The organism is Microbacterium sp. NPDC064978, assembly GCF_044543605.1.
Classification (GTDB): domain Bacteria; phylum Actinomycetota; class Actinomycetes; order Actinomycetales; family Microbacteriaceae; genus Microbacterium; species Microbacterium meiriae.
Genome location: NZ_JBITWF010000005.1, coordinates 222,246 through 245,634 on the forward strand (window position 1 = coordinate 222,246; position 23,389 = coordinate 245,634).

Genomic DNA, 23,389 nt, shown 5'->3' on the forward strand with positions numbered 1-23,389 from the left:
GTACGTGAAGGGGTGGGTCGGAGGCTAGAACCAGGAGCTCTCGCGAACCTCGCGCATCGCGACCTTCCGGGTCTCGGGGTCGAGCCGGGAGAGGAAGAGCGTGCCGTCGAGGTGGTCGGTCTCGTGCTGGAGCGCCTGCGCGAGCAGCCCGTCCCCCTCGAGCACCACCGGCTGTCCGTCGAGGTCGATCCCCTCGACGCGGGCCCAGGGATGGCGCTGGGCGTCGTGCCAGAGTCCCGGCACCGACAGGCAACCCTCCCCCGTCGGCTCGGGCTCGCCGCGGACCTCGGTCAGCACGGGGTTCAGCACGTAGCCGATCTCGCCGTCGACGTTGTAGCTGAAGGCGCGGAGCGCGACGCCGATCTGCGGCGCGGCCACGCCGGCGCGGCCCGGGAGCTCGACGGTCTCCAGGAGATCCGTGACGAGCGCACGCACGCCGTCGTCGATCTCCTCGATGGGTGCGCACACCGTCCGCAGGACCGGGTCGCCGAAGATGCGGATCTCGCGAACCGTCATCAGGCGGCCTTCGCCCGGAGGCCCTCGACGAGGAGCGCCGCGAGTTCCCTCGCCGCCTTCCGCGTCTCGGGGAGGAGGTTCGCGAAGACGATCGTCCCGCCCGCGGCGATCTGCGGGTCGTACGGCACGCGCACGACGCTGCGGGCCCGCGACGCGAAGTGCGCCTGGAGCTCACCCAGCCGCACGAGCGGCGTCCCGGGCGTGGACTGGTTGAGCACCACGATGGCGTCGCGCGCCTGCTGCGCGTACCCGTTGGACTCCAGCCACGTGAGGGTCTCGGACGCCAGCCGCGCCTCGTCGACGCTGAGTCCGGAGACGATGACGATCTGGTCGGCGAGGTCCAGGGTCGCCGACATCACCGAGTGGACGATCCCCGTGCCGGTGTCGGTGAGGACGAGGGAGTAGTAGTGCGCGGCCACATCGGCCACGTCGCGATAGTCGTCGTCGCTGAAGGCCTCGGCGACACGCGGGTCGGCGTCCGAGGCGAGCACGTCGAGGCGCGTCGCATCCCGTGCCACGATCGCGGAGATGTCGTGGAACCCGCGCACGTCGTCCCGGATGCGGACGAGGTCGCGCACGGACTTGCCATGCTGCGCGCGCTGCACCCGGTCGGCGAGCGTTCCGCGGTCGGGGTTGGCGTCCACGGCGATGACGCGGTCCTCCCTCGCGTCAGCGAGGGCCATGCCGAGGAGCGCGGTGACCGTGGTCTTGCCCACGCCGCCCTTCCGCGAGAGCACCGGCACGAACCGGGCACCGCCGGCGAGCGGGGCGGCGATCCGCGCCGTGAGCTCCTTGCGCTCGCGCGCGCGACGGCCGTCGCCGATGTTCAGCCGGCGCCCGGACAGTGTGTAGAGCAGGTGGCTCCACCCTCCCTCGGGTTCCGGCTTGGCCACGCGGTGCGGGTCGAGGAGCCGATCGGAGGTGAGGAGATCTGCGGACTCGCGGGCGGACTCGCCCAGCTCCCCCAGACGCTTCGCGGTGAGGGCCACGTCGGTCCGGGGCGCCGGACGTGCGGGCGCGGATGCGACGGGCTTGTCGTCGGCTTCGGGCATCGTGGTCTCCTTCTGCGCGGGCGCCTGCGGGGCACGCGCCGGTTTCGCGGCCGGGACCTCCGCACGGTCGGCGCCGGCCTTCGCGAGGAAGCGGGCGGCCGCCTCCTCCTCCTCCGCGACCAGGTCAGCCGCGGGCTCGGCAGCCGGCACGGAATCCTCCGGCACGGAATCCTCCACCACGGGCTCCTCCACCACGACGGCGTCGATCACCTCGTCGAGTCGCGGAGCATCGAGGACGGGCTTCGGCGCCGCGGGGAGGGTGAGGTCGTCGACGATGAGGTCGATGCCGACCTCCCCGTCCACGACACCGTCGTCGGCGAGGTCGTCATCCTCCTCCGCCGGCAGGGTCACCCGCACCTGCGCGGTTCCGCCGAGGATGCCGATGCCGGCGGTGTCGACGGATGCGGCGTCGTCGAGCACCCCCAGCGGACTGTCCTCGGGGTCGGCGTCGTTCTTCGCGGTCACGTGTCACTCCCAACCTGTGCGGGCCTCGGGATGCGCCCAGGGTGCGCGGCCTCGCCCGCACAAGATTAGTGCGCCGGTCGGATCACGACCAAAAGATCGCCCGCGTCCACCTGCTGCGTCTCGGAGATGGCGTGCCGCTCCACGACCCCGTCCACGGGGGCGGTGATGGCGGCCTCCATCTTCATCGCCTCGATCGACGCGACCGGCTCGCCCGCGCGCACCGTCGCTCCCACCTCGGCCTTGAGGGTGACCACGCCGGAGAACGGCGCCGCCACCTGGCCGGGGACGGACGTGTCGGCTTTCTCGACCTCGTGCGCATCGACCGAGATGGAGCGGTCCCGCACGAACACCGGGCGGAGCTGACCGTTCAGCGTGGTCATCACCGTCCTCATGCCCTTGTCGTCGGCCTCGCCGATCGCCTCGAGCCCGACGTAGAGCTGGACGCCGCGATCGATCTCGATGAGGTGCTCCTGGCCGGGGACCAGCCCGTACAGGTAGTCGCCGGTGTCCAGCACGGACAGGTCGCCGTACTGCTCCCGTCGTTCGGCGAACTCGGCCGCCGGAGCCGGGAAGAGCAGAGTGTTCAGGCGGGAGCGTCGTTGCGCGCTCGTCCCCGCCAGCTCGGCCTCGTCCTGGTCGGTGAGAGCCGTGAGCCCGGTCCGCACGGAACGACCGGCGAGCACCTTGGACCGGAACGGCTCGGGCCAGCCTCCGGGGAGGTCGCCGAGCTCACCCGCCATGAAGCCGACCACGGAGTCGGGCACGTCGTACTTCTCCGGGTTCGCCTCGAAGTCCGCGGGGTCGGCCTTCACGGCGGCGAGATGCAGGGCGAGATCGCCCACCACCTTCGACGACGGGGTGACCTTCGGCACGCGTCCGAGGATGCGGTCGGCCGCGGCGTACATGTCCTCGATGAGCTCGAAGTCGTCGGCGAGCCCGAGGGCCTTGGCCTGCTGTCGGAGGTTCGACAGCTGCCCGCCCGGGATCTCGTGGTGGTACACGCGGCCGGTGGGCCCCGGGAGCCCGGACTCGAACGGCGCGTACTGGCGACGCACCGCCTCCCAGTAGGGCTCCAGATCCGAGACGGCCGCGAGCGAGATCCCGCTGTCCCGCTCCGTGTGGGCGAGGGCGGCGACGAGTGACGACAGCGACGGCTGACTGGTCGTGCCCGACAGCGGCGCCGAGGCGGCGTCCACCGCATCCACGCCGGCGGCGCTGGCGGCGAGCAGGGTCGCGAGCTGCCCGCCGGGGGTGTCGTGGGTGTGCAGGTGCACGGGCAGGTCGAAGCGCTCACGGAGCGCCGAGACGAGCGTCGCGGCCGCGGCGGGGCGGAGCAGGCCCGCCATGTCCTTGATCGCGAGGATGTGCGCGCCGGCCGCGACGATCTGATCCGCCAGCTTCAGGTAGTAGTCGAGGGTGTAGAGCTCCTCTGCCGGGTCCAGCAGGTCTCCGGTGTAGCAGAGCGCCACCTCGGCGACGGCGGTCCCCGTGGCGCGGACCGTCTCGATCGCCGGCCGCATCTGCTCCACGTCGTTCAGCGCGTCGAAGATCCGGAAGATGTCGACGCCGCTTGCCGCCGCCTCCGCCACGAAGGCCTCGGTCACCGCGGTCGGGTACGGCGTGTAGCCGACCGTGTTCCGGCCGCGCAGGAGCATCTGGATGGCGACGTTCGGGAGGGCGGCACGCAGCTTGTCGAGCCGCTCCCACGGGTCCTCGCCGAGGAAGCGCAGCGCGACATCGTACGTGGCGCCACCCCAGGCCTCGACCGACAGCAGCTCCGGGGTGAGACGGGCGAGGTACGGGGCGGCGGCGACGAGGTCCTTCGTGCGGACCCTGGTCGCGAGCAGCGACTGGTGCGCGTCGCGGAAGGTCGTGTCGGTGATCGCGAGGGCGGTCTGCGCGCGCAGGCCGCGGGCGAACTCCTCGGGGCCCACCTCGAGCAGCCGCTGCCGGGAGCCGGGCGCCGGCTCCGTGCTGAGGTCGATCGGCGGGAGCTTGGTCGCGGGGTCGATGACGCCGGGGTGCGCACCGTGCGGCTTGTTCACCGTCACGTCCACGAGCCAGTTGAGGATCTTCGTGCCGCGGTCCTTCGAGGCGCGACCGCGGAGCAGCTCCGGGCGCTCGTCGATGAAGGACGTGCTGACGTCGCCGCGGATGAAGGCCTCGTCATCGAGCAGCGCCTGGAGGAAGGGGATGTTCGTGGAGACGCCGCGGATGCGGAACTCGGCGAGGGCACGGCGCGCGCGGGCCACGGCGGCCGGGAAGTCGCGGCCGCGGCAGGTCAGCTTCGCGAGCATCGAGTCGAAGTGCGGGCTGATCTGGGCACCCTGGTGCACGGTGCCGCCGTCGAGCCGGATCCCGGCACCGCCGGGCGAGCGGTAGGTGGTGATCTTCCCGGTGTCGGGACGGAAGCCCTGCGTCGGGTCCTCCGTGGTGATGCGGCACTGCAGCGCGGCACCCCGCAGGTGCAGGTTCTCCTGCTGCAACCCGAGATCGGCGAGGGTCTGCCCCGCGGCGATGCGCATCTGGCTCTGCACGAGATCGACGTCGGTGACCTCCTCGGTCACCGTGTGCTCGACCTGGATGCGGGGGTTCATCTCGATGAAGACGACCTCTCCCGCGCGCTCCCCCGCCGTCTCCAGCAAGAACTCGACGGTGCCGGCGTTCTCGTAGCCGATGGAGCGGGCGAAGGCGACGGCATAGCCGTGCAGGGCCCGGCGCACGTCGTCATCGAGGTTGGGGGCGGGAGCGATCTCGACGACCTTCTGATGCCGCCGCTGCACGGAGCAATCCCGCTCGAACAGGTGCACCGTCTCACCGGTCTTGTCCGCGAGGATCTGCACCTCGATGTGCCGCGGGCGCACGACGGCCTGCTCCAGGAACATCCGGGGGTCGCCGAAGGCGCTGCCGGCCTCCCGCATCGCCTCGGCGAGGGCCGGTCCGAGGTCGCCGAGCGTCTCGACGCGTCGCATGCCGCGGCCGCCACCACCGGCGACGGCCTTGGCGAAGAGGGGGAAGCCGATCTCCTCCGCCTGGGCGACGAGCGCGTCGACGTCGTCGGAGGCCTCGGTCGAGCGGAGCACGGGGACGCCCGCCTCGACCGCGTGCCGCTTGGCCTCGACCTTGTTGCCGGCCATCTCCAGCACCTTCGCGGGAGGACCGATGAAGACGATGCCGTGGGCGGCGGCCTTCTCCGCGAGCTCCGGGTTCTCCGAGAGGAAGCCGTAGCCGGGGTAGATCGCGTCGGCACCCGACTCGGTGGCCACGCGGATGATCTCGTCGACGTCCAGGTAGGCGCGGACGGGATGGCCCCGCTCGCCGATCTCGTACGCCTCGTCGGCCTTGAGCCGGTGGACCGAGCCGCGGTCCTCGTGCGGGAAGACGGCGACGGTGCGCGCCCCCACCTCCACGGCCGCTCGGAATGCCCGGATCGCGATTTCGCCACGATTCGCCACAAGGATCTTCTGGAACATGCACACCTCTGAGAGCTCGATGCACGGCCGAGGCACGCACATGGGGCGGGGCTGAGTGTTCCCCCAGCCTAGGGGAAGGTAACGTGGAGTCCGTGCACGTACTCAGCGTCAGCTCTCTCAAGGGGGGCGTCGGCAAGACGACCGTGACACTCGGGCTGGCCTCCGCGGCTTTCGCCCGGGGTGTCCGGACGCTCGTCGTCGACCTCGACCCGCAGTCCGACGTCTCCACCGGGATGGACATCCAGGTCGCCGGACGACTCAACATCGCCGATGTGCTGGCGAACCCGAAGGAGAAGACCGTCCGCCAGGCGATCACCTCCAGCGGCTGGGCGAAGGTCCACCCCGGCACGATCGACGTGCTGATCGGAAGCCCGTCCGCCATCAACTTCGACGGCCCGCACCCGAGCGTCCGCGATGTGTGGAAGCTCGAGGAGGCGCTCGCAGCGGTCGAGGCGGACTACGACCTCGTGCTCATCGACTGCGCGCCGTCGCTGAACGCCCTCACCCGCACCGCGTGGGCCGCGAGCGACCGCGTCATGGTCGTCACCGAGCCCGGCCTCTTCTCCGTGGCCGCCGCGGACCGTGCGCTGCGCGCGATCGAGGAGATCCGCCGCGGTCTCTCACCGCGCCTCCAGCCGTTGGGCATCGTGGTCAACCGCGTGCGCCCGCAGTCGATCGAGCACCAGTTCCGCATCAAGGAGCTGCGGGACATGTTCGGCCCCCTCGTGCTCTCGCCGCAGCTTCCGGAGCGCACCTCGCTGCAGCAGGCGCAGGGCGCCGCGAAGCCGCTGCACATCTGGCCCGGCGACTCCGCTCAGGAGCTCGCCGCGGACTTCGACCAGCTCCTCGACCGCATCATCCGCACGGGTCGCGTCCCCGTTCCGGAGAACGGACCGCAGAGCTGACACCGCGGAACGACGAAACGGCCATCCTCTTCGAGGGTGGCCGTTCTTCGTGAAGCGGGGGTGGAGCGTCAGGCGGAGCGCTTGGCGCGACGGGCGGAGAGCTCGTCGACGGGGTCCGGCGCGGAGGCATCGAAGGCGACGAGCGTCGACTCCACCTCGCGCAGCACCTTGCCGACCGCGATCCCGAAGACGCCCTGACCGCGGCTGACCAGGTCGATCACCTCGTCGTTCGAGGTGCAGAGGTAAACGGACGCGCCATCGCTCATGAGGGTCGTCCCCGCGAGATCGCGGATGCCGGCGCGACGGAGCTCGTCCACCGCGGTGCGGATCTGCTGCAGGGAGATGCCCGTGTCGAGCAGGCTCTTGACGAGCTTCAGGACGAGGATGTCGCGGAAGCCGTAGAGACGCTGCGAGCCGGAGCCGTTCGCGCCGCGCACCGTGGGCTCGACGAGCTCGGTGCGGGCCCAGTAGTCCAGCTGGCGGTAGGTGATGCCGGCCGCACGGGCTGCCACGGCGCCGCGATAGCCGACCTCGTCGTCCATCGCGGGCAGACCGTCGGTGAAGAGGAGTTCGGTCACGAACCGCGGGTCGCCTGCGAGCTCATCCGCATTCATCTGAAATCCTCCCTGGAACGGTTATCTCCACGGTAGAGCAGGGTCCCGGCACCGGCAACGACATCCGTGCGACGCCGAAGGTGTGTCGCAATCAGTTCGTTACGAAAGGATCCGCGTGAGCGCATCCTTCACGAACAACGTCCGGACGTCGTCGATGCGCGTGGCCAGCTCCGGTGCGAGTTCGTTGGCGCGCGCCCGCGAGGTGGCGTCGGTGCGACGCAGCAGCGTGGAGAGCGCCGACTCGATGAGCGAGACCTCCCGCTCCGCGCCCTGCCGCAGGGAGCGGAGATGACGCGGCTCGATGCCGTGCCGATCGAGCGCCACGAGCCCGCGGAGCAGCGCGACCGTGGATTCGGAGTACGTCTCCTGCGCGGTGATGACCCCGGTGCTGATCGCGTCGTTGAGGAGCTGCGGTCCGGCGCCGGCGGCGGCCAGGAGCTCGTCGCGGCGGTAACGCCGCGGCGCGGGGGCGATCGAGGGCGGCGGGGCGAGCGCGGCCGTCTCGCCCGAGGCCTCCGCCTCGTCGAGCTGCTCGCGGATCACGCTGAGCGGAAGGTAGTGATCCCGCTGCAGGGTCAGCCCCAGGCGGAGGCGCTCGATGTCCGAGGAGGAGAACTTCCGGTAGCCGGACTCGGTGCGGGAGGGACGGACGATGCCCTGCACCTCGAGGAACCGCAGCTTGCTGGAGGTCAGGTCGGGGAACTCCGGGGTGAGACGTGCGAGCACCTGACCGATACTCAGCAGGCCCGCGGACGCCGAGCGTTCGCGGGCGGGAGTTGCCGCCATCAGGCGTTCGCCGCGCGGTCGAGCGGGGACGCGAAGAAGTTCAGACGGAACTTGCCGACGCGCAGCTCGGAGCCGTCCGCCAGGGGGCTGCGGTCCACGCGCTCGCCGTTCACGTAGGTGCCGTTGAGGGAGCGCTGATCGATGATCTCGAACGTCGTCCCGTTGCGGGTGATCTCCGCGTGACGGCGGGACACCGTGACGTCGTCGAAGAAGATGTCGGCCTCCGGGTGACGACCGACCGTGGTCACGTCGGTGTCGAGGAGGTACCGCGCACCGGCGAGCGCACCGGAACGGACGAGCAGCAGAGCCGAGCCCGAGGGCAGCGCCGCGATGGCCGACTGCTCGACATCGGTCAACTCCACGCCGAACGGCACGAACGACAGATCGGAATCGTGTCCGAACGTCTGCGTCACGTCGTGTCTCGGCTCGCCAGAGCGATGGATGGCGGCTTCACCGGCCGGTCGGCTGTCGCTGTCTGTCACTGTGCCCTCCTGGCTGTCCAGACTATCCGATCCGGAGGGGTGCGCGGGAGGCCGCTTTCACACTCAGCGGTCCCATACCGGGGATTCATAGGCTGGACTCGTGAAGACCACAGCTCTGCGCCGCCCGGCGGCCCCGATCGCCCTCGCAGCCACCCTCCTCGCCGCGTTCCTCGTCCTCCTCTCCCCGCTCTCCGCGTCCGCCCATGACGCGCTCGTGTCGTCGTCGCCTGCGGCGGACAGCTCCGTGGAGACGCTGCCCTCCGAGCTCACCCTCACCTTCAGCGCGAAGCTCATCGACGGAGAAGGAGCGACGGAGCTGACCGTCACGGATCCGGCCGGTCAGTCGGTCATCGACGGCACTCCCACGGTCGAGGGCGCCATCGTGACGCAGCCCCTGCTCGGCTCCGGGCCCGCCGGTGAGTACCACGTCGTCTGGAAGGTCGTCTCGAGCGACGGCCACCCGACCTCCGGCGAGTTCTCCTTCACCGTCACGGTCGGCGACGAGGCCACGCCGTCGGACGAGCCCACCACCGCTCCCCCGACGGCGGCACCGACGACGGAGCAGACCGCCGCCCCCGAGGCGACCGCGACGACGGCACCGGACGCGGGAGACGACGCGGGAGACCCTTCGGTGTGGATCTGGGTGCTCGCGATCCTCGTACTCGCCGCGCTGGCCCTTGTCGTCTGGCTCGTCCTGCGCCGCCGCCGGGGACCGGCTCCGACCGATTCCGCTACCCCCTCGGAGCGATAGGCTTAAGGCATGCCACACTACGACGTCGTCATCCTTGGTGCAGGTCCTGGCGGATACGTCGCTGCGGTTCGCAGCGCGCAGCTCGGTCTGTCCACCGCCATCATCGAGGAGAAGTACTGGGGTGGTGTCTGCCTCAACGTCGGCTGCATCCCTTCCAAGGCGCTCCTGAAGAACGCGGAGATCGCGCACACGCTGAACCACAAGGCCGACTTCTTCGGGATCTCCGGAGAGTTCACGATCGACTACGGCAAGGCGTTCGACCGCAGCCGCGTCGTCGCCGATGGCCGGGTCAAGGGCATCCACTTCCTCATGAAGAAGAACAAGGTGACCGAGTACGACGGCCGCGGCACCTTCACGGGCCCGAAGGCCATCTCGGTGGCGAAGGCGGACGGCTCCACCGAGGAGATCACCTTCGACAACGCGATCATCGCCACGGGCTCGAAGGTCCGTCTGCTGCCCGGCGTGCAGCTCAGCGACAACGTCGTGACCTACGAGGAGCAGATCCTCTCCCGTGAGCTGCCGAAGTCCATCGTCATCGTCGGCGCCGGCGCGATCGGCATGGAGTTCGCCTATGTGATGACGAACTACGGCGTCAAGGTGACCATCATCGAGTTCCTCGACCGCGCCCTCCCCAACGAGGACGCCGACGTGTCGAAGGAGATCACGAAGCAGTACAAGAACTACGGCGTCGACATCCTCACCTCCACCAAGGTCGAGTCGGTCGTCGACAACGGCTCCTCCGTGACCGTCTCCTACACGGGCAAGGACGGCCAGCAGGCGTCGATCGAGGCCGACAAGGTGCTCATGTCGGTCGGGTTCGCGCCGAACGTCGAGGGCTTCGGGCTCGACAAGACGGGCGTGAAGCTCACCGAGCGCGGCGCGATCGACATCGACGACCACATGCGTACCAATGTCGAGGGCATCTACGCCATCGGCGACGTGACCGCCAAGCTGCAGCTCGCGCACGTCGCGGAGGCACAGGGTGTCGTCGCGGCCGAGACCATCGGCGGCGCCGAGACCATGACGCTGGGCGACTACCGCATGATGCCGCGGGCGACCTTCTGCTCGCCGCAGGTGGCGTCCTTCGGGCTCACCGAGCAGCAGGCGAAGGACGAAGGGCGCGAGATCAAGGTCGCGACCTTCCCCTTCATGGCCAACGGCAAGGCGCACGGCCTAGGCGAGCCGGTCGGCTTCGTCAAGCTCATCGCCGACGCCGAGCACCTGGAGCTCATCGGCGCGCACATGATCGGCCCCGACGTGTCGGAGCTGCTGCCCGAGCTCACCCTCGCGCAGAAGTGGGACCTCACGGCCCTCGAGCTGGCTCGCAACGTGCACACCCACCCGACCCTGTCGGAGGCGCTGCAGGAGGGCTTCCACGGCCTGGCCGGCCACATGATCAACTTCTGATCCCCCGCCTCGAGAAAGGCCCGGTCCGCGCACGCGGACCGGGCCTTTCTCGCGTCAGAGGCCGCGCATCGTGATGAGACCGGTCGTCCACGGGCGCAGCGCGGAGGAACCGAGCGTACGCACCAGCCCCTCCCGCACGGCGACGACCGGGGCGACCGCCGGAGCCCCCATCGCCATGAAGAACGCGGAGCGATGATGCGCCTTCCGCGCCGCCCGCTGGACCTCCCGGGCGAAGCCGTCGAGGACGGGGGCGGCGCCGCGGTCGGTCCGGCGCAGCGCCGCGACCAGCCGGAGCGCATCCGCCCAGCCGAGGTTCATGCCCTGGCCGCCGATCGGGCTCACCTCGTGCGCGGCGTCGCCGAGCAGCACGATCCGTCTGCGGTGCAGCCGTCGAGCCGCGTGCTGGGCCGCGCGGAACGAGGAGACAGGCGCGGTGGGGTCGACCTCGAGCCTCTCCCCGGTCCGGTGACCGACGATGTCCGCCAGCTCGGCGGCTGTGGACACCGTCCGACCACGGTCTTCGCGCACCACCCAGCGGCGCCGGCCGCCCGGCAACGGGAAGGACTCGACGAGGCCGTCCGGCTCGAAGTACAGCACGGCGCGATCGTCGGCCGGCGGATCGTCGACGTCGAGCATCGCGTAGCCTGCGGTTCCGGTGCGCGCCAGCCACCCCGCACCGAACGCCTCCCGCAGGGGACTCCGGACGCCGTCCGCGACGACGACGATCGACGCCGTCTCCTCCCGACGTCCGTGCTCGCCGTCGATCCCGACCCGCACGAACGGCCCCTCGTCGCGGACCGAGCGGACGACGGAGCCGGACTGCAGCGCATCCGGTTGCAGCGTCCGGAGACGGTCTCGCAGCAGCTCCTCGGTGCGGGGCTGCGCGAGCGTCAGGATCGGACGCTCGGTGGTGAAGGTCAGGGCGGCGAGTCGCCGGCCGCGGCTGCGGACCTCGCCGCCGGAGAGGCGGAGCGCCTCGGAGCGCACGCCAGTACCCACTCCCGCGGCGTCGAGGGCATCGAGCCCCGGACGGTGGATCCCGATCGCCCGCGTCTGCGTGCCCGGCTCGGGGCGACGCTCGCACACCCGCACCCGGCGACCGTCCTGCCCCACGAGGCAGGCGAGGAGCAGCCCTACCGGACCACCGCCGACCACGAGGACATCATGGTCGACCATCGCCACCCTCCCAGCGCAGTTCGAGCCGAGCGGGCAGGTGCGACCGGACCTCCCAGCCCGGCGGCGCAACGGCCGCGAGCTCCCGCGGGGTATAGGAGCGGCGGATGCTCAGGAGGCCGTCGACTCGGATGAAGGAGCCCGCGAGAAGGTTTCCCGCGAACGGCCGGGTGCCCACGGCGAACGCCCCGTAGGCGAGGCGGCTGCGGGCGATGTCGTGGTGGGAGACGAGTCCGCGATCACCGACCAGGGCGCGGGAGTCGTCGAGCACCGCGTGCAGCGCTGCGGCGTCGAGGTGATGGAGGACGTGGTTGGAGAGCACGACGTCATAGGTGTCGCCCGCCGCCACGAGGTCCCCGGAGAACGCGTGGCGATAGCGGATCCCTGCACCGTCGTCGTGTGCCGAGGCCCAGCGGATCGCACGCTCGTCGGCGTCCAGGGCGGTGACATCGGCGCGGAGGCCGTCGCGACGCAGTCTCCGGACCAGATCGCGGCACAGGTCGCCACCACCGGCGCCGATGTCGAGGATGCGCAGCACACGCCCGGCCGCCGCCCGGGGACGGATCTCCCGCCGATACAGCCGTCCGGGGCGCGAGACGACCGCGTTGACGGCGCTGAAGCGCCGGTACGTGCGACCGAGCGCCTCCTCATCCGCGTCGGGGTCGTCCATGAGCTCGACGAGGTCGACGGCACGCGCCGACAGGTCCAGGCTCACGGTGCGGGCGCGACCACGGTCAGCAGCGCGCTCTCGGCGGTGAGCCCCGGGCCGAAGGCCATCGCCGCCACGCGGTCACCGGGATCCGCGCCCTGCTGCTCGAGGATGCGCTTCAGCACGAACAGCACGGTCGCACTCGACATGTTCCCGTACTCCCGGAGCGTCTCGCGCGCGGGTCGCAATTGCACGTCGCTCAGGGCCATCCGCTCCTGCACCCGGTCGAGGATGCTGCGCCCGCCGGGGTGGATCGCCCAGTGGCGCACCCGCTCGCCCACCCGCCCGGCGGTGAAGGCCTCCGCCAGGTCGTCCTCACGACCGTAGAGCGGCGTGAGCGCCCCGATGATCGACTCCCCGATGATCTGTGGGACGGCGGTCGAGAGGATCATCTCGAAGCCCGAGTCGCCGATCGTCCAGGCCATGTCGTCCACGCCCTCCGGCACGATCGCCGTGTGGAAGCCGTCCAGCCGGAGCGCGGGGACGGCAGTGGGCAGGTCCCGTGCCGTCACGATCCCGGCGGCAGCCCCGTCCGCGAACAGGGAGGAGGCCACGATGGTGTCCGGATCCTCGGAAGAGCGCAGATGCAGCGTGCACAGCTCGACGCTGACGACGAGGACGACCGCGTTCTCATCGGCCGCGCAGAACTGTGCGGCCGCGCGGAGGGCCGGCATCGAGGCGTAGCACCCCATGAAGCCGAGGTGATAGCGCTGGACGGCATCGGACAGGCCGAGCCCGCGCACGATCTCGTACTCGGGGCCCGGGGCATGGAAGCCGGTGCAGGAGACCGTGATGACGTGCGTCACGTCCGCCGGGTCCAGGTCGGGGTCCGCCTCGAGGGCGCGGCGCGCGACCTCGACGAAGAGACGGGAGGCCTCACGCGTGTAGACGTCGTTGCGCGCCTTCGTTCCCGGCGCCAGCAGCCGTCCGGAGGCGCGATCGTAGAACAAGGGCTCATCCTGGTCGGCGTCATCGGCCAGCTCCGCGATGACGGTGTGCCGCGTGTCGATGCCGGAGACGTTGAACGACGTCGCCACGATGCGCTGCGCCAGCCGTCCCAGGTCGGGCTGGGCGGCGAAGACGTCGCGTACCTGCTCCTGCACGAGGACGGTCTCGGGGACGATCGTCTGCAGCGATCGGAGCACGGGCGGTCGACTCATGTCGTCACTCAACCACCCCGGAGCCGGACGCGGAAAGGGGTTGCATCCGGAGAGTCCGCGGCCTAGAAGCCGAGGGCGCGGGCGAGCTTCGAGTCGGAGCTCGCCTCTCGGCCGCCGACCGCGCGCACGGCGCTTTCGATCGCCGCGAAGAACGCCGAGCGGCCGGCGTCGTCAGAGGGGCCTGCGGGCCCGAGTTCGACCTCCCACTCCCGCCACGCACGTCGCGCCCCGGTGCGCAGGTCGGTCGCCTGGACGTGGTCGTCGACGAACTCCGCCACGACGCCGTCCTGTCCGGTGAGGAGGTGCGCCGTCCGATCGTTCTCGATGCGGGCGAGAGGCTCCAACGGCGCGGTCGTCCAGGCGGCGATCGCCTCGCACACCGCCGTCGGGATCTCCTCATCGCCGAGGGGCCAGCCGTGCTCGACCCGGCCGTCGCCCTCCCGCGGACCCTTGATGTGCCACCCCTCGTCCGGTCCGCCGGAGCGACGACGCAGGGCGACACCGGCACGGGCCAGCGCGCCGTCTGCGGTGTCCAGATAGCGGGCGTCGAGGGCACGGTGCTCGGCAGGCGAGACGGCATCGACGCCGGGGATCGCCGCCCAGTCCGGCAGCGGAGTCCCCTCGTCGACGTCGTACTTGCGCTCGACCTCGACGGTGCGAGAGGGCTCAGTCATCCTCGAGCGTGAGGTCCTCGAGGGCTTCCTCGAACCAGTAGTCGACCCCGGTGGGGCCATCGCCCTCGCCCGTGTTCTGCGGCTCGCCGCGGCGGTTGTAGACCACCTGCGTCTCGCTGTAGGGGACGATCAGCTTGTCGTCCGCGTCGTCGTCGAGGGGGATGATCTGCCCGTCCAGCGGGCCGCCGTGAAGTCGTGCGAGTGCCATGTGCCCAGGGTAGCGCCGCCCTCCCCCATTCGGTGCGACCTGCACGGTCAGCCGCCGAAGACACCGAGGACGGCCCCCGCGATCATCCACGGCCCGAAGGCGATGCGCGTCCTCCGGTCGGCCCGTCCCGCGGCGAGGAGCACGAGCGCGAAGACCGCCCCGAGCACGAAGGCGGACGACGCGCCCAGGAGGAACGCGCCCCAGCCGTGCCACGCCAGGAGGAGTCCGATCACCAGGGCGAGCTTCACGTCCCCTCCTCCCATGCCCGCGTGGCTGATCATCCGCAGCACGGCGTAGAAGCCACCGAGCACGAGGGAGCCGAGCAGGCCGCGGCCGAGCGGCGCCGCGTCTGCGGTGACGACGGCGTCGACGGAGACCGCCACGACCAGCAGGGCCAGGGTGGGCAGCACGATGCGGTTCGGCAGTCGGTGCGTGCGGACGTCGATCACGGCGAGCAGGATGCCGATCCCGAGGAGGGCGCCGTGCACGAGACCGAGGAGGGCGAGACGGATGTCCATCCCGGCAGGGTAGGGAGATCCGGGACGGCGCGGAGCGCCCTGTGGACAACCAGGCGGCGATGTCGGATGTACGAACTAGCGTCAGTCTCATCACTTGCTTTATTCGTACATATCTTCGAGGATGGATACATGGGGATCGGGCTCGATGCGATGACCGCGCTCTCTCCGACCAGCGACACCCGCGCCGGAGAGGTGCTGCGACTGCGCCGCGAGATCAGCCGGATGCAGCGACGGCGCAGCGAGCACACGCTCCTCCCCCTCGATCCCGCCTTCGCGGCGCTGCTGCCGGAGGAAGGGCTGCAGACGGGCACCTCGTACACCGTCTCCCCCTCGCCCGCCCTCGTGCTCGCGCTGCTCAGCGCCTCCTCCGGTCGGGGCCACTGGTGCGCGGTGATCGGCATGCCCACCCTCGGGGTCGAGGCCGCCGCCACCTACGGCATCGATCTGAGCCGGCTGATCCTCGTCCCCGACCCGGGAGACCGCTGGCTCGCGGCGGCGTCCGCATTGGCCGAGGTGGTGCCCCTGATCGTCGTGCAGCCGACGACGAGGGCACGGGACGCCGATGTCTCCCGGTTGAGTGCCCGCCTGCGCGACCGCGGGGCCACACTGCTCGTGGCGGAGGAACCGAGCGCTGGCCGCTGGGCGCAGAGCGAGGGGACCATCCGACTGCACGATCCTGATTGGCACGGGCTCGGCGAGGGGTGGGGGCTGCTCTCGGACTGCACGGTGACGGTCACCGCGCGGACCAGGCACAGCCCCCGCGCCTCGAGCGTGCGCGTGCGACTTCCCGGCGGACACGGAGCCGTGGAGACCGCGGCCGCGGAGCTGACCGCCCTGCCGCCGCTCGCCCCCTCCCCGACGGACAGCGCTGCGTCCGCGTCCTCCGACCTCCTCTTCTGGGCGGAGGCGGGATGAACGCTCCTCTCCGCGTCCTCGTGCTCTGGTTCCCCGACTGGCCACTGCGGGCGGTGCTGGGCGGAGGGCCGCATCCGCCGACGGCCCTGGTGCAGGCGAACACGGTCGTCGCCTGCACCGCCTCGGCGCGGGCGCACGGCGTCCGCATCGGGCAGCGCCGCCGCGTCGCCCAGGGCCTGCTCTCCTCGCTGCAGGTCCTCCCCCACGACGCAGAGAAGGACGAGCGCGCCTTCGTCCCGGTGCTGCAGCTCATCGAGAAGCACGCCCCCGGCGTCACGCTCCTGCGCCCCGGCCTCGCGATCCTGCGCGCCCGCGGCATCGCCCGTTATCACGGCGGAGAGGCCGAAGCTGCGGCGGCGCTGTCCGCGGTCCTCGCTGCGGCCGGCTTCCCCGAGGTGCGTGTCGGCGTCGCCGACGGCCCCTTCACCGCCGAGATCGCGGCCCGCGGCGCCGCCGCCTGCACCGTCGTCCCGCCCGGCGGATCCCGCGAGTTCCTGGCCCCCTATCCCGTGCAGGTACTCCGCGACGAGCAGATCAGCGATCTCCTCCTCCGCCTCGGCGTGCGGACCCTCGGCGAGTTCACCGCGCTCGCCCCTCTCGACGTCCGCGACCGCTTCGGCGAGCACGGCACCCGCCTGCAGGCCCTCGCCGCCGGCGCCGATTCCCGCCCGCTGGCCCCTCGGCCGCCGGATCCCGAACTGGCCAGGACCATCGAGTTCGAGTCCCCTCTCGGCGGCACCGACCAGGTGGCCTTCGCCGTGCGGCAGACCGCCGATGCCGTGATGCTCGCCCTGGCGGATGCATCCCTCGTGTGCACCGAGGTGCGGATCGACCTGACCGACGACGACGGCGTCGTCCACTCCCGCACCTGGCTGCATCCGACGAGCTTCGACGCCGCCGACCTCGTGGACCGCGTGCGCTGGCAGCTGGAGGCGCTGGCCGCCCTGACCGCCCGCGAACCCGTCGATGAGGCGAGGGCGTTCGGGGGCATCGTGGCCGCCCGTCTCCTCCCCGTCGCCGTGGACGACGCCGCCCACCACCAACCGGGGCTCTTCGGCTCGGGTACCGATGAGCGGCTGCACCACGCGGTCTCGCGGGTGCAGACCATGCTGGGGCATCAGGGCGTGGTCACCGCCGCCCTCTCCGGAGGGCGCTGGCTCGCCGACCGCCAGGTGCTCACGCCATGGGGCGAGCGTCCGGTGCCTCCGCGTGATCCGCGGTCCCCCTGGCCGGGGAGCCTCCCGGATCCCCTCCCCTCCGAGGTGTTCCGGCCCCCGCGTCCCATCGGCGTCGTCGCGGCGGACGGGAGCACGATCGACGTCGATGACCGCGGCGCCCTCACGCACGATCCCGCCCGCATCGACGGGGCGACCGTGCAGGCCTGGGCCGGCCCGTGGCCCGTGCACGAACGGCGCTGGAGCACGGGCGGCGGCAAACGAGGACACCGGCTCCAGATCGTCGACGACCGCGACCGCGCCTGGCTGGTCTTCCTGGCCGGCGAGCGCTGGTGGGCCGAGGGGAGGTACCGCTGATGGGCTGGCACAATCCGCCGTTGACCTGGGATCAGCTCGAACGCACTCTCAGCGGGGAGCCCATCCCCGAAGCGGCCCCCACACCCCCGGGACTCCGACCGGATCCCGGGCCGGTGAGTCGCCCGCGGAAGCTCGTCCCCCCGGCCCTCCCGGAGCGGCCAGAGGAGGCGGTGCCCTATGCCGAGCTGCACGCGCACTCGTCCTACTCGTTCCTCGACGGGGCGTCCTCCCCCGACGACCTGCTCGCGGAGGCCGAACGTCTCGGCCTGAGCGCGCTCGCCCTCACCGACCACGACGGGTTCTACGGTGCCGCCCGCTTCGCCGAGCTGGCGGAGCTCATGGAGCTGCGCCTGCAGACCGTCTACGGCGCCGAACTCTCCCTCGACCTCCCTTCCGCTCCGCAGGGGGCCGCCGATCCCCCGGGCACGCATCTGCTCGTGCTCGCCCGGGGCCTCGAGGGATACCACCGTCTGTCGGGGGCGATCACCGCGGCCCAGCTGCGCGGCGGGGAGAAGGGGCGCCCGGTCTACGACCTCGACGAGCTGGCAGCGACCGCCGACGGGCACTGGACGATCCTCACCGGCTGCCGCAAGGGGGCGGTACGGCAGGGGCTGGAGGCCGGAGACGCCGCTGCGCCGCTGCGTCACCTCGTCGACCTCTTCGGGCGCGACAACATCGCCGTCGAGCTCTTCGACCACGGCGATCCGCTGGACACCCGGCGCAACGACACCCTCGCCGAGCTCGCCCGTCGGATGCGGCTGCCCGTCGTGGCGACCAACAACGTGCACTACGCCCGCCCGGACCAAGCCCCTCTCGCCGAAGCGGTGGCCGCGGTCCGCGCAGTCCGGAGCATGGACGAGCTCGACGGCTGGCTGCCGGCCCATGGCGGCGCGCACCTGCGCAGCGGGGCGGAGATGACCGCCCGCTTCCGACGGTACCCCGGCGCGATCTCGCACGGTCTGGAGCTGGCCGCGGCCTCGGCCTTCCCGCTCCGGATGGCGCGTCCCGCCCTCCCCCGCCAGGACGTGCCGTCGGGGCACACCCCGATGAGCTGGCTGCGGCACCTGGTCTGGGAGGCGGTCCCGTCGAAGTATCCGCGGCTGGACGAAGACGGCCGTCGGCGCATCGCCCGTGAACTCGACGTGATCGAGGAGAAGGACTTCCCCGGGTACTTCCTCATCGTGCACGGCATCGTGGCGGAAGCACGGCGACGCGGCATCCTCTGCCAGGGCCGGGGTTCCGCTGCGGCGAGCGCGGTCTGCTATCTGCTGGGCATCACCGCGGTCGACCCGATCCTCTACCGCCTCCCCTTCGAGCGCTTCCTCGCCACCACCCGCACGGAGGAGCCGGATATCGACGTGGACTTCGACTCGCGGCGGCGGGAGGAGATCATCCAGTGGGTCTATCGGGAGTACGGCAGGGAGCGGGCGGCTCAGGTGGCGAACGTCATCCAGTACCGGCCGAAGAACGCGGTCCGCGACATGGCCAGAGCCCTGGGGCACTCGCCGGGGCAGCAGGACTCCTGGTCGCGGCAGGTGGACGGCTGGGGGTCGGGACTCGAACCCGTCGAGGGGCACGACATCCCCGACACCGTGCTCGACTACGCGGCCGAGCTGCTGAAGGCTCCGCGGCACCTGGGGATCCACTCGGGCGGCATGGTGCTCACCGCCCGGCCGGTCGGTGAGGTGGTGCCGGTCGAGCACGCCCGCATGGAGGACCGCACTGTCATCCAGTGGGACAAGGACGACGCCGCCTTCATGGGGCTGGTGAAGTTCGATCTCCTCGGCCTGGGCATGCTCGCGGCACTGCAGCACTGCTTCGACCTGGTCCGGGAGGCGACGGGCGAGGAGTGGACGCTGGAGACCCTGCCGAAGGAGGAGGCCGGCGTCTACGACATGCTCTGCCGGGCCGATTCGATCGGCGTCTTCCAGGTGGAGTCCCGCGCGCAGATCGGGCTGCTCCCCCGGCTGCAGCCGCGACGCTTCTACGACCTCGCCATCCAGATCGCCCTCATCCGTCCCGGGCCCATCCAGGGCGGCGCCGTGCACCCGTTCGTCCGGCGCAAGATGGCGAAGGACAGGGTGGACGAGGCGAACCGGGAGCGGGAGGCCAGGGGCGAGCCCCCGGAGGACTTCCCCATCCCGTACCCGCACAGCGACCTCGAGGACATCCTCGCGCGGACTCTGGGCATCCCCATCTTCCAGGAGCAGCTCATCCAGATGGCCACGGCCGTCGGCGACTGCACCGCCGATGAGGCCGACCTGCTGCGCCGCGCGATGGGGTCGAAGCGAGGTCTGGAGAAGATCGAGAAGGTCAGAGACAAGCTGTATGCGGGGATGGCCCGCCGCGGGCTCGTCGACGAGGCCGCCGACCGGATCTATGCGCAGATCCAGGCGTTCTCGAACTTCGGGTTCGCCGAGTCCCATTCGCTGTCCTTCGCGCTGCTCGTCTACGCGAGCTCGTGGTTGAAGCTGCACTACCCGGCAGCCTTCCTCGCGGGTCTGCTGCGCTCGCAGCCGATGGGCTTCTACTCCCCTGCGACCCTCACGGCGGATGCCCGTCGGCACGGCGTGGAGGTCCGCCGCCCGGATCTGCATCTCTCCGGCGCCACCGAGACCCTCGAACCCCTCACCCCGGACGCGGCGGGCACGACCGGGAGGGCCGACTGCCTGGCCGACCCGCAGCCGCCCGTGCACCGGTTCGACAGGAACGCACCGGACGAGTCCGCGACGCACCGCAGGGACGGACGGTTCGCGGTGCGTCTGGGCCTCAGCGGCATCCGCGGGATCGGGGTGCCGATGGCGGAGCGCATCGTCGCCGAACGGGAGGCTCACGGTCCCTATCGCGATCTGCACGACCTCGTGCGTCGCACCGATGCCACGGCCGCGCAGGTGGAGGCCCTCGCCACCGCCGGAGCCTTCGCATGCCTCGGGCTGGAGCGCCGGGAGGCCATCTGGCTCGCCGGGGCCGCCGCGGAAGACCGCGCCCGGTTCCTCCCGGGGACCACGGTGGCGGTGCAGCCGCCGCTGTTCGCCGACCAGACCAGCTACGAGCGCCTCTCGGCCGATCTCTGGGCCACGGGCATCTCGACCGACGACCACCCGATGACGCACTTCCGCGGCGACCTCCGGGCTCGCGGCGTCCTGACCGCCGCGGACCTGCAGCGCCACGAGACCGGACGACGCGTCGAGGTGGCCGGTCTCGTCACCCATCGACAGCGACCCGCCACCGCCGCCGGCGTCACGTTCGTCAACCTCGAGGACGAGAGCGGGTTGGTGAACGTGATCTGCTCGACGGGGGTCTGGGGACGGTTCGGTCGCATCGCCCGAGAGTCCCCCGCGCTCATCATCCGCGGCATCCTCGAGCGCTCACCGGAGGGGGTCGTCAATGTGCTCGCCGACGCCTTCGAAGACCTCCGCACGGGGGTCATGCACCGCTCGCGGGACTTCCGATGACCCCGGTGCGCGAGGGGCCCCGGCTTCCGGCGGTCACCAGAAGCGTTCGGGCTCCTCCGGCGGGGGCCGATCCGATCCACCCCAGCGATCAGCCTCGGCCTTGGCCGCGTTGACCGCCGCGTCCGCGCCCCGCAGAGCGATGCCCGCGCCGCTGGCCGAGGGCCCGATGGGGTCGAGGAGCAGCGACGTCCGCGGAGCGACGCCCACCGTCACCGTGCAGTCGAGGACGCGACCGATCCAGTGCGTCACCTCGGCCCGCGGCTCCTCGGCGCGACGGTAGCGGATACCGGTATCGAGGTCGAGCAGCGAGAGGACGACCGGCTCCTCCGTCTGCGGGTCGACGAGTTCGGAGACCTCGACCCGGTGCCCGACCGGGAGCGCGACCTGACCGGCGAAGACGAGCATCCTGTCCATGCCCCCACCCTACGGAACGGCTCGCATCGGCGACAGGGATCGGAGCCGCGCAGGATTTTCGAAGAAATCTTTGTCCCCCAAATGGCGGACAAGGAGATTAAGGGATATCCTGCTCTCGTAGCGGGGGCTACCGGCTGGATCTCTGGGGGATCAGCCGTAGAGACAGCGAGACTTCGCCGCCTCCCCAACCGTCCGGGTAGGACGGTGAGCCCTCTCGGCAGCACCGAGTTGGGGCGGTCCCGTCGAGAGGGCATACCCCGCGGCTAGCCGCCGTCACGCCGAGCGTCAACCCCGGCGAACGCGCGCGCCCGTCGGACTACCGTCATGCACCATGACGCCTCTCCGCAGTCTCCGACGCCAGACCGGCGCGCACACCGCCGGAGGCGGTCAGTCGTCGGCGGGTTCGTCGAGGCCGTCCTCGTCCAGGGGCACCTCGATCCGCTGCTCCGCGGCATCCGCGGGATCCGCCTCGATGGGGTGCGGCTCCGGTGCCGAGGGGGTCGGCGCTTCCGGGTCCTCGGGAGTCTCCGCGGCGAGGCGCTCCTGCTCCTGCAGGTCGGCTTCGGGCTTCACATCGTCGATCGGATGGTCATTCAGGGACATGGCTTCTCCTCCTTCGGTGTGGATGTCTCCAGCTTGCCGACGCCGGATGACAGCGGCAAGGGGCTTGACCCGACGGAGGCGGCGATGACGCGGAAGGGCGGTGGAGGCCGGGTCCGCATCGGCGTCTCCGGATGGCGGTACGCCCGGTGGCGCGGCGACTTCTACCCGCGCGGCCTGCCGCAGCGACGAGAGCTCGAACACATCGGATCGCTGTTCCCCACGGTCGAGCTCAACGGCTCGTTCTACTCCCTGCAGCGGCCGGACAGCTACCGGCGGTGGGCGGCGAGCGTTCCCGAGGACTTCGTGTTCGCGGTCAAGGGCTCGCGCTACGTCAGTCACATGCTCCGGCTGCGGAACGTCGAGCAGGCGCTGGCGAACTTCTTCGCGTCAGGGGTCCTCGCCCTCGGTCCCCGCCTCGGACCGATCCTCTGGCAGCTCCCCGAGCGTCAGCGCTTCGACGCCGAGCTCCTGGAGTCGTTCCTCGACACCCTTCCCCGGACGACGGCGGAGGCCCTCGCGCTCGCTCGACGTCATGACGAGCGGCTGCAGGACCGGGCGTGGCTGGAGATCGATGCCGACCGCCCACTCCGGTACGCCCTCGAACCGCGTTCCGACTCGTTCGCCGATCCGTCGAGCCTGCGTCTTCTGCAGGAGCACGGCACCTCCCTCGTCGTCGCCGACACCGCCGGGAAATGGCCTCGCTTCGACGCCCTCACCGCGGACCTCGTCTACGTCCGACTCCACGGTGCGCAGATGCTCTATCACAGCGGGTACACGGACGCGGAGCTACGGGAGTGGGCGGCCCTCATCCGCGGATGGGCGGACGGCTCAGGAGCCGACGACGGGAAGCCGCGCGACGTCTACGTGTACTTCGACAACGACGCCCGCGGGCACGCGCCCCATGACGCCATGGCCTTGAGCACCCTCGTCGCGGACCTGCCCTCCTGACGCGACGAGCACGGCCTACCGATCGCCGACGTGACCCGGCGCGGTGAGCGACAGGACCCGCTCGACGAACGCCGCGTACTCCTCCATGTAGTGCGCGAGGAACTTCTCGGTGTCGGCGTCGTGCACCGTGCCGTCGGCACCGAACACCTCGGGCCGGAACGTGATGTACGCCTCCGGGGCGTTCAGCTGCGGCGCGTTGAGGAAGCTCAGCACGCTCCGCATCGACGACTGCATGACAGCGGTGCCGATCGCCCCGGTCGAGGCGCCGATGATGCCGGTGGGCTTCCGCGCGAAGGAGTTGTGCCCCCACGGCCGCGAACCCCAGTCGATGGCGTTCTTCAGCGCACCGGGGATGGAGCGGTTGTACTCCGGCGACACGAGCAGCAGACCGTCCGCCCCCTCGACGGCACTCTTGAACGCGGTGACCGCGGCGACGGGTTCGAGCTCGTCGTCGCGGTTGTAGAGCGGGAGGTCCCGGATGGGGATCTCCACGAGCTCCAGGTCGGGCGGGGCGAGCCGCACGAGCGCCGTGGCGAGGACGCGGTTGATCGAGTCCGATGCGAGGCTGCCGATGAGGTAGCCGATTCGATGGGTCATGATGAGGTCCCCTCGTCTCCCTGCACTTCCAG

Annotated in this window: 22 protein-coding genes; 7 read left to right on the forward strand and 15 right to left on the reverse strand. The window is 71.2% G+C overall.

Features of this window, described 5'->3' with window-relative positions; all coding sequences use genetic code 11:
• Positions 1 to 24 precede the first annotated feature (24 nt).
• From def to ACIGJI_RS16590, 3 genes are all read right to left on the reverse strand, one after another.
• The gene (def, locus tag ACIGJI_RS16580; RefSeq protein ID WP_025105102.1) at positions 25 to 516 is read right to left on the reverse strand and encodes a peptide deformylase; all 492 of its coding nucleotides are present in this window, start codon (positions 514 to 516) and stop codon (positions 25 to 27) included.
• A complete protein-coding gene (locus ACIGJI_RS16585; RefSeq protein WP_363447367.1) occupies positions 516 to 2,033 on the reverse strand; it encodes an AAA family ATPase in 1,518 nt (505 codons plus the stop codon). Before ACIGJI_RS16585 ends, def begins: the two co-directional genes overlap by 1 nt.
• A 65-nt stretch (positions 2,034 to 2,098) precedes the next feature.
• On the reverse strand, positions 2,099 to 5,506 hold the full coding sequence (locus ACIGJI_RS16590) for a pyruvate carboxylase (RefSeq protein WP_363447369.1): 3,408 nt from the start codon (positions 5,504 to 5,506) through the stop codon (positions 2,099 to 2,101).
• A gap of 92 nt (positions 5,507 to 5,598) precedes the next feature.
• Here ACIGJI_RS16590 and ACIGJI_RS16595 point away from each other — a divergent pair, with 92 nt between their 5' ends.
• Positions 5,599 to 6,411: a ParA family protein gene (locus ACIGJI_RS16595; protein ID WP_025105105.1), complete on the forward strand. Its 813-nt coding sequence runs from the start codon at positions 5,599 to 5,601 to the stop codon at positions 6,409 to 6,411.
• A 68-nt stretch (positions 6,412 to 6,479) separates the two neighbouring features.
• Here the strand turns inward: ACIGJI_RS16595 and ACIGJI_RS16600 are convergent, their stop codons facing one another.
• From ACIGJI_RS16600 to ACIGJI_RS16610, 3 genes are all read right to left on the reverse strand, one after another.
• The gene (locus ACIGJI_RS16600) at positions 6,480 to 7,025 is read right to left on the reverse strand and encodes a MerR family transcriptional regulator (protein WP_060921155.1); all 546 of its coding nucleotides are present in this window, start codon (positions 7,023 to 7,025) and stop codon (positions 6,480 to 6,482) included.
• Positions 7,026 to 7,124: 99 nt separating this feature from the next.
• Entirely contained in the window at positions 7,125 to 7,811 is a 687-nt protein-coding gene (locus ACIGJI_RS16605; protein ID WP_280564186.1) for a MerR family transcriptional regulator, read from the reverse strand.
• Complete coding sequence (locus ACIGJI_RS16610) at positions 7,811 to 8,293, reverse strand: FHA domain-containing protein (RefSeq protein WP_187661811.1); 483 nt, start codon at positions 8,291 to 8,293, stop codon at positions 7,811 to 7,813. The genes ACIGJI_RS16605 and ACIGJI_RS16610 overlap by 1 nt, the downstream gene beginning before the upstream one ends.
• A gap of 100 nt (positions 8,294 to 8,393) precedes the next feature.
• On the opposite strand from ACIGJI_RS16610, the gene ACIGJI_RS16615 reads away from it, so the two are divergent.
• Positions 8,394 to 9,044, forward strand: a complete 651-nt coding sequence (locus ACIGJI_RS16615) for a copper resistance CopC family protein (RefSeq protein WP_363447371.1) — start codon at positions 8,394 to 8,396, stop codon at positions 9,042 to 9,044.
• Positions 9,045 to 9,053: 9 nt separating this feature from the next.
• Positions 9,054 to 10,451 carry a dihydrolipoyl dehydrogenase gene (gene lpdA / locus ACIGJI_RS16620; protein ID WP_259962874.1) on the forward strand — a complete coding sequence of 466 codons (1,398 nt, stop codon included), beginning with the start codon at positions 9,054 to 9,056 and terminating at the stop codon, positions 10,449 to 10,451.
• Positions 10,452 to 10,505: 54 nt separating this feature from the next.
• On the opposite strand, the gene ACIGJI_RS16625 is transcribed toward lpdA, so the two are convergent.
• The 6 genes from ACIGJI_RS16625 to ACIGJI_RS16650 all read right to left on the reverse strand — a co-directional run bounded on the left by ACIGJI_RS16625 (position 10,506) and on the right by ACIGJI_RS16650 (position 14,893).
• The gene (locus ACIGJI_RS16625; RefSeq protein WP_363447373.1) at positions 10,506 to 11,627 is read right to left on the reverse strand and encodes an NAD(P)/FAD-dependent oxidoreductase; all 1,122 of its coding nucleotides are present in this window, start codon (positions 11,625 to 11,627) and stop codon (positions 10,506 to 10,508) included.
• Entirely contained in the window at positions 11,614 to 12,339 is a 726-nt protein-coding gene (locus tag ACIGJI_RS16630) for a methyltransferase domain-containing protein (protein ID WP_363447376.1), read from the reverse strand. Before ACIGJI_RS16630 ends, ACIGJI_RS16625 begins: the two co-directional genes overlap by 14 nt.
• Positions 12,336 to 13,493 (reverse strand): type III polyketide synthase, encoded by a 1,158-nt coding sequence (locus ACIGJI_RS16635; RefSeq protein ID WP_363447378.1) that lies wholly within the window; start codon positions 13,491 to 13,493, stop codon positions 12,336 to 12,338. The genes ACIGJI_RS16630 and ACIGJI_RS16635 overlap by 4 nt, the downstream gene beginning before the upstream one ends.
• A gap of 62 nt (positions 13,494 to 13,555) precedes the next feature.
• Positions 13,556 to 14,167, reverse strand: a complete 612-nt coding sequence (locus tag ACIGJI_RS16640; RefSeq protein WP_363447380.1) for a CYTH domain-containing protein — start codon at positions 14,165 to 14,167, stop codon at positions 13,556 to 13,558.
• Entirely contained in the window at positions 14,160 to 14,375 is a 216-nt protein-coding gene (locus ACIGJI_RS16645; protein ID WP_363447382.1) for a response regulator, read from the reverse strand. The genes ACIGJI_RS16640 and ACIGJI_RS16645 overlap by 8 nt, the downstream gene beginning before the upstream one ends.
• Before the next feature lie 47 nt (positions 14,376 to 14,422).
• Positions 14,423 to 14,893, reverse strand: coding sequence for an A24 family peptidase (locus tag ACIGJI_RS16650; protein ID WP_363447384.1), 471 nt, complete (start codon positions 14,891 to 14,893; stop codon positions 14,423 to 14,425).
• Between the two features lie 129 nt (positions 14,894 to 15,022).
• Here ACIGJI_RS16650 and ACIGJI_RS16655 point away from each other — a divergent pair, with 129 nt between their 5' ends.
• The 3 genes from ACIGJI_RS16655 to ACIGJI_RS16665 are packed head-to-tail and all read left to right on the forward strand — an operon-like array spanning position 15,023 to position 20,795.
• A complete protein-coding gene (locus tag ACIGJI_RS16655; protein WP_363447386.1) occupies positions 15,023 to 15,808 on the forward strand; it encodes a hypothetical protein in 786 nt (261 codons plus the stop codon).
• Positions 15,805 to 17,340, forward strand: a complete 1,536-nt coding sequence (locus ACIGJI_RS16660) for a DNA polymerase Y family protein (protein WP_363447388.1) — start codon at positions 15,805 to 15,807, stop codon at positions 17,338 to 17,340. The genes ACIGJI_RS16655 and ACIGJI_RS16660 overlap by 4 nt, the downstream gene beginning before the upstream one ends.
• Positions 17,340 to 20,795: an error-prone DNA polymerase gene (locus tag ACIGJI_RS16665; RefSeq protein ID WP_363447390.1), complete on the forward strand. Its 3,456-nt coding sequence runs from the start codon at positions 17,340 to 17,342 to the stop codon at positions 20,793 to 20,795. The genes ACIGJI_RS16660 and ACIGJI_RS16665 overlap by 1 nt, the downstream gene beginning before the upstream one ends.
• Before the next feature lie 33 nt (positions 20,796 to 20,828).
• On the opposite strand, the gene ACIGJI_RS16670 is transcribed toward ACIGJI_RS16665, so the two are convergent.
• Complete coding sequence (locus ACIGJI_RS16670) at positions 20,829 to 21,209, reverse strand: hypothetical protein (RefSeq protein WP_363447392.1); 381 nt, start codon at positions 21,207 to 21,209, stop codon at positions 20,829 to 20,831.
• A gap of 387 nt (positions 21,210 to 21,596) precedes the next feature.
• Positions 21,597 to 21,812 (reverse strand): hypothetical protein, encoded by a 216-nt coding sequence (locus tag ACIGJI_RS16675; RefSeq protein WP_187661823.1) that lies wholly within the window; start codon positions 21,810 to 21,812, stop codon positions 21,597 to 21,599.
• Positions 21,813 to 21,896: 84 nt separating this feature from the next.
• Here ACIGJI_RS16675 and ACIGJI_RS16680 point away from each other — a divergent pair, with 84 nt between their 5' ends.
• Positions 21,897 to 22,760: a DUF72 domain-containing protein gene (locus ACIGJI_RS16680; RefSeq protein ID WP_363447395.1), complete on the forward strand. Its 864-nt coding sequence runs from the start codon at positions 21,897 to 21,899 to the stop codon at positions 22,758 to 22,760.
• A 15-nt stretch (positions 22,761 to 22,775) separates the two neighbouring features.
• Here ACIGJI_RS16680 and ACIGJI_RS16685 read toward each other — a convergent pair whose 3' ends face one another.
• Positions 22,776 to 23,360 (reverse strand): NADPH-dependent FMN reductase, encoded by a 585-nt coding sequence (locus ACIGJI_RS16685; RefSeq protein WP_268777396.1) that lies wholly within the window; start codon positions 23,358 to 23,360, stop codon positions 22,776 to 22,778.
• Positions 23,361 to 23,389 lie beyond the last annotated feature (29 nt).